This is a genomic window from Streptomyces nanshensis (assembly GCF_001751255.1).
GTDB classification, from domain to species: domain Bacteria; phylum Actinomycetota; class Actinomycetes; order Streptomycetales; family Streptomycetaceae; genus Streptomyces; species Streptomyces nanshensis_A.
Map to the genome: position 1 here is coordinate 1 of NZ_LJGW01000318.1, position 5,305 is coordinate 5,305.

Here is a 5,305-nt window from a genome sequence, read left to right on the forward strand (position 1 = left end):
CGGTCGCGGCGGCGACCGTCGTACGGCCCGCGCCGCCCGCACCGGTGACCAGCAGCACCCGCGGCGCCGACTCCGGGTCCGGGTCGGGATCCGCGTCCGGGTCGGGATCCGGGGCCAGGTCCGGATCCGCGTCCGCGGGTATCTCCGCCCCCGGCTCCGGCTCCCGCTTCGGCTCCTCCGGCACGCGGCGGCCCTGTCCCTCCTCGGGTCCGTACACCCCCGCGTCAGCCTTTGGCGGCGTCCGCGTCCCCGCCGGCGCCCGACTCGACCCGCTTCTTCAGCCCGGACAGCGCGCGGTCGATGATGACCTTCTCGGCCTTGCGCTTGATCATCCCGAGCATCGGGATCTTGACGTCGACGGTCAACTGGTAGGTGACCTCGGTGCGTTCGCCGCCGGCCACCGGCTCCAGCCGGTACACGCCGTCCAGTTCGCGCAGCATCTGGGACTTCACCAGCGACCAGCGGACCTCGTTCTCGCCGATCCACTCGTAGGCCAGGGTGTGTTCGTCCTTGATCGCGCCGGCGTCCAGCAGCAGCCGTACCTGCTCCGCGCGCCCCTGCGGGTCCTCGGAGAGGACCTCGGCCTCCTTCACCTCACCCGTCCACTCCGGGTAGCGGGCGAAGTCGGAGATCACTCCCATCACGGCCGAGGGCGGCGCATCGATGGTGATGTTCGAGCTCGTGTGTTCCGCCATCGCCGTGGCTCCTCCAAATGCTGCGCGCGGTCCCCGATTCCCGGTCGCAGGCTACCGTGCGTGTCCGGTACGGGGGCTACCGGCCTGCACCGCCGACGTACGGCCGTACGGGACCGTACGGAAACCAACCGCCGCGCGGACTCACCACTCCAGCACCCACGGTGTGCCCGTCGCGTTGAAGTGCCCGACGTTCACGCACTCCGTGTGCCCGATCCGCATCCGCCGCACCAGCGGCTGGTGCACGTGCCCGAAGAGATGGAGGCGGGGCCGCACCGCGTGGACGGCCCGCAGCAGCGCCTCGCTGCCGCGCTCGAAGCGGCGCGCGACGACGTCGTAGCACAACTCCGGTACGTCCGGCGGTATATGGGAGCACAGCACGTCGACCTCGCCGAGCGCCTCGACCTTCGCCGCGTACGTCTCGTCGTCGATCTCGTACGGGGTGNGCGCATCGGCGTACGCAGGCCGCCGCCGACGAACCCGAAGCGCAGTCCGCCGATGTCGGCCGTCTCGCCGTCCAGGACGGTGGTGCCCTCGCCGGCGTACTCGGGCCACAGAGGCGGCATGTCGACATTGCCGTACGTCGCGTAGGTGGGCGCGGGGAACGCGGCGAACAGTTCCTCGTACTGCTTGCGCACGGCCCGTTCCGTCGCCGCCTTCCGGTCGACGCCCGCCCACAGTTGCGCGGAGAACTCACGCGCCTCCGCGAAGCGCCGCGCGGTGCGCAACTCCACTATGCGGTCCGCGCTTTCGACGCCGAACAGCTCGGGGAAGATGCCGCGGGAGTGGTCGGCGTAGTCGAGGAAGAGGATCAGGTCTCCCAGGCAGACGAGCGCGTCCGCGCCCTCGCCGGCGGTGGCGAGGTCGCGGCTGTTGCCGTGCACGTCGCTGACTACGTGGACTCGCATGGGCACACCCTAGGCGCGAGGTGACCCGCTGCGGCACCCCCGCCCTCGGACCTCTCCCACCTGCGGTTACTTCCCCGTCATGGGCGGCGTGGATTAGGCTTTCGCCGACGTGCCCGAGTCGTGTGACGCATCAGACATCTCGGTGTTACCCCTTACCTCCGATCTTTACCGATGGGTAACGTCCGGGCCGTCATCTCATCCGGGCCCCGCGCGGCCCCGGATCCGAGCCAGCGGAGGCCGCACCCCCACCGGCCGCCGTCCTCCGGCGCGACGAGGAGCAAGAGTCTTGCGCGAGTTCAGCCTTCCGGCCCTCTACGAGGTCCCGGCCGACGGCAATCTGACGGATCTCATCCGCCGCAACGCGGCCCAGCATCCGGATGTCGCCGTCGTCGCACGCAAGCGCGGAGGAGAGTGGGCCGACGTCGGCGCCGCCGAGTTCCTCGCCGAAGTGCAGGCTGCCGCAAAGGGGTTGATCGCCTCCGGTGTCCAACAGGGCGACCGCGTGGCCCTGATGTCCCGTACGCGCTACGAGTGGACGCTGCTCGACTTCGCGATCTGGAGCGCTGGCGCCGTCACCGTGCCGGTGTACGAGACGAGTTCGCCGGAGCAGATCGCCTGGATCCTCAGCGACTCGGGCGCGGTCGCCGCTCTCGTCGAGACGGACGAGCATCTGCGCGCGGTGGAGTCCGTACGCGACAGGCTGCCCGCGCTGCGGGACGTGTGGCAGATCGACCCGCCGCGCAACTCCCGTGGCGAGGACGCCGGTTCGGACGCCCGTACAAACGCCGGCACCGGCTCCGGCTCGGGCGCCGTCGAGCAACTCACCGCCGCCGGAGGCGACATCGACGACGCGACGGTCGAGGTCCGCTCCTCCGCCGCGAACGCCGACTCCCCGGCCACCATCGTCTACACCTCCGGCACCACCGGCCGCCCCAAGGGCTGCGTGCTCACGCACCGCAGCTTCTTCGCCGAGTGCGGCAACGTCGTGGAGCGGCTGCGGCCCATGTTCCGTACGGGCGAGTCCTCCGTGCTGCTCTTCCTGCCCATCGCCCACGTCTTCGGACGCCTGGTGCAGGTGGCCGCCGTGATGGCGCCCATCAAGCTCGGCCATGTCTCGGACGTGAAGGCGCTGACGGACGAACTGGCCGCGTTCCGGCCGACGATGATCCTCGGCGTCCCGCGCGTCTTCGAGAAGGTCTTCAACTCCGCGCGTGCGCAGGCCCAGGCGGGCGGCAAGGGGAAGATCTTCGACAAGGCCGCCGAGACGGCGACGGCCTACAGCCGTGCCCTGGAAGAGCCGTCGGGTCCCCCGCTCGGACTGAGGCTGCGGCACAAGCTGTTCGACGTGCTCGTCTACAGCAAGCTGCGCGCGGTGCTCGGCGGCCTCGCCACCCACGCCATCTCCGGCGGTGCGCCGCTGGGCGAGCGGCTCGGCCACTTCTACCGCGGCATCGGCTTCACGGTGCTGGAGGGCTACGGGCTCACCGAGTCCTGTGCGGCCACCGCCTTCAACCCGTACGACCGGCAGAAGATCGGCACCGTCGGCCAGCCGCTGCCCGGTTCGGTCGTACGCATCGCGGACGACGGCGAGGTGCTGCTGCACGGCGAACACCTCTTCACCGGCTACTGGAACAACGAGCAGGCCACCCAAGAGGCCCTGGCCGACGGCTGGTTCCACACCGGCGACCTGGGCACGCTCGACTCCGACGGCTATCTCGCGATCACCGGGCGCAAGAAGGAGATCCTGGTGACGGCGGGGGGCAAGAACATCGCCCCGTCGGTCATCGAGGACGGCATCCGCGGGCATGCGCTGGTCGCCGAGTGCATGGTCGTCGGCGACGGACGTCCCTTCGCGGGCGCGCTGCTCACACTGGACGAGGAGTTCCTGCCGCGCTGGGCGCAGGAGCACGGCAAGATGACGCTCTCGCATGAGCAACTGCTGCGCGACGAGGAGCTGTTGGCCGAGCTCCAGCAGGCCGTGAACACCGGCAACGCGCTGGTCTCGCGGGCGGAGTCCGTACGCAAGTTCCGCGTGCTGGACACCCAGTTCACCGAGGAGTCCGGGCACATCACGCCGTCGCTGAAGCTCAAACGGGGCGTCGTGGCAAAGGACTTCGCGGACGACATCGACGCGCTCTACGCCTGACCCCGCGTGTTCCGCGGGCGACCGCGACCACGACCCCGATCCCGACCACGGGCCGTAGCGGCGGTTCCCCGTCCGGCGCCGGGTCCGGCGCTCGGTGGGGTCCGGGTTGCGGCGCGTGTGCCAAACCCCGTGTCACAGCAGGGTCTTGAGCCGTTCCGCGAGCAGGTCCCAGCGCCACTTCTCCAGGACCCACTCCCGGCCCCGCTCGCCCATCCGCTCCCTCAGCTCCGGGTCCTTCAGCAGCGTCACGACACGGTCCGCGGTCTCCTCGGGGGCCTCGGGCGCACCGCCGCGTACGACCCAGCCGGTCTCGCCCTGCAGCACGGCGTCCGGGGCGCCGCCCGAGTCCCCCGCGACGACCGGGAGTCCGGTCGCGGACGCCTCCAGATAGACGATGCCGAGCCCCTCGACGTCCAGTCCGCCGCGGCGGGTGCGGCACGGCATCGCGAAGACGTCGCCCGCGCCGTGGTGCGCGGGCAGCTCCTCCCAGGGGACGGCGCCGGTGAAGCGGACGGAGCGCTCCACGCCCGTCGCCGCCGCCAGCTTCTCCAGATCGGCGCGGTACGGACCGCCCCCGACCACCAGCAGCACGGCGTCCGGCACCGCCGCGAGGATGCGCGGCATCGCCCGGATCAGGGTGTCCTGGCCCTTGCGCGGCACCAGCCGGGAGACGCACACGACCACCGGACGGTCGCTCAACCCGAGCCGCCGGCGCACCCGTTCGCCGCCGGAGCCGGGGTGGAAGGTCTTCTCGTCCACTCCGGGCGGGAGTTGGACCATGCGCGCGGCGGCCTCGGGCGTGAGGGCGCGCGCGATGCGCGTACGCGTGTACTCGCCGAGGTAGGTGAGCGTGTCGGTGCCCTCGCCGATGCGCCGCAACAGCGTCCGGGCGGCCGGGAGTTGGGCCCATCCGGCCTCGTGCCCGTGTGTCGTGCCCACCAGCCGCCGGGCGCCCGCGCGCCGCAGCGCGGGAGCCATCAGCCCGAGCGGCGCCGCGGCGCCGAACCAGACGGACTCGCAGCGGTGTTCGCGCAGCAGCTCCACCGCGCGCCGCGTCACCCGTGGCGTGGGCAGCAGCATCGCGGCACGGTCGCGTACGACGGTGAAGGGCTGCTCCGCGTCGAAGCGCGCGGTCTCCTCGGCGCCCTCGCGGGTCCGGTCGAGGGTGGAGGCGTAGACGACGACGCCGGCGGGGTCCAGACGCAGCGCCATGCTGTGCAGGAACGCCTGGATACCGCCGGGCCGCGGCGGGAAGTCATTGGTGACGATCAAGGTCTTGCGCATCGGCCCCGACAGTACCGTCCGGGTGACCGGTACCGCCCGGACACCGTCTCGTCACCGCGACGCCCCGCCTCCGCGGGCATGATGGCGCCGTCGGCGGGCGGGGTGCGGTGTCGGGCGGCGGGCGGGGCAGACGGGAGGAGACGGCGGACCAGGCCGGGCGGCGCCCCGGTCCGGCAGACGACGGCAAGGTGGCTATGACCGACAGCACGGCGGCACCGGCACCCCACGAGCCCGGGCACCAGAGCGGGTCGCCGCACGACCCGCACGACCCGGAC

At 71.9% G+C, this 5,305-nt stretch carries 3 protein-coding genes and 2 pseudogenes; 1 reads left to right on the plus strand and 4 read right to left on the minus strand.

Annotation, left to right across the window (positions count from 1 at the left end; genetic code table 11):
- The 3 genes and pseudogenes from AN218_RS38780 to AN218_RS18805 form a co-directional block, all read right to left on the minus strand.
- Window positions 1-217: pseudogene (locus tag AN218_RS38780) on the minus strand (hypothetical protein); the annotation flags it as partial.
- Window positions 218-224: 7 nt separating this feature from the next.
- Window positions 225-695 (minus strand): SRPBCC family protein, encoded by a 471-nt coding sequence (locus AN218_RS18800; protein WP_070018052.1) that lies wholly within the window; start codon window positions 693-695, stop codon window positions 225-227.
- Between the two features lie 141 nt (window positions 696-836).
- Window positions 837-1,600 (minus strand): annotated as a pseudogene (locus tag AN218_RS18805) (metallophosphoesterase family protein).
- Window positions 1,601-1,886: 286 nt separating this feature from the next.
- On the opposite strand from AN218_RS18805, the gene AN218_RS18810 reads away from it, so the two are divergent.
- A complete protein-coding gene (locus AN218_RS18810) occupies window positions 1,887-3,746 on the plus strand; it encodes an AMP-dependent synthetase/ligase (protein ID WP_070018053.1) in 1,860 nt (619 codons plus the stop codon).
- A 132-nt stretch (window positions 3,747-3,878) separates the two neighbouring features.
- On the opposite strand, the gene AN218_RS18815 is transcribed toward AN218_RS18810, so the two are convergent.
- Entirely contained in the window at window positions 3,879-5,030 is a 1,152-nt protein-coding gene (locus tag AN218_RS18815) for a glycosyltransferase family 4 protein (RefSeq protein ID WP_070018054.1), read from the minus strand.
- Window positions 5,031-5,305 lie beyond the last annotated feature (275 nt).

What these genes read in the sequence shown, in the direction of transcription:
- AN218_RS18800 (WP_070018052.1), bottom strand. Translation starts at nt 695, where the DNA reads ATGGCGGAACACACGAGCTCGAACATCACCATCGATGCGCCGCCCTCG.
- AN218_RS18815 (WP_070018054.1), bottom strand. Translation starts at nt 5,030, where the DNA reads ATGCGCAAGACCTTGATCGTCACCAATGACTTCCCGCCGCGGCCCGGC.